Below are 469 nucleotides of genomic sequence, written 5' to 3'. Positions count from 1 at the left end.
GCGCGGAAGCTGTCGAGAGGTTAAATCGGTAGAGMAAAATAAAACTCTAGATAATGATTCCTACAAGTTTTTTGCTGWTTAGTTAGACTATGAAGAAATGYAAATTTCTGCTGCTAAGGCGCCGGTATTTAAAGTTGGAAAAGAACCAGTGAAATAATTACACATAGTAAAAAGGATCTGATATTCATATCAGATCCTTTCAGATTGAAGATAAACACATTGTTCAATTAAATAATGTGTTTGTTTTTTTATCTATTTCTCTATCCTTCTCAACCTTTTTATTCGGTGTTTTTTTATTTTCACTCAATATTTTCTACATTTAAACACTTAGTTTCACAGTAATAGCCTTTGCCGCCAACATAAACTTTTTCTATTTCATTCTTGCTATTGGTTGCTAATTTAACTAATATTTCGGAAGGCGAGTGTAAAGAATAACCTTGTTCAAATACATAGACTTCTTTTTGCAAGT

1 pseudogene is annotated in these 469 nt (G+C 31.3%); it reads right to left on the bottom strand.

What is annotated here, in order from left to right:
• Nucleotides 1-299: 299 nt before the first annotated feature.
• Nucleotides 300-469: pseudogene (locus AC1DJR_RS33305) on the bottom strand (phenazine biosynthesis protein PhzF); the annotation flags it as partial.

This window comes from Bacillus sp. 05T31 (genome assembly GCF_056396725.1).
Note: the sequence above shows the minus strand (reverse complement) of the source record. Positions and strands in the feature narration are given on the sequence as shown.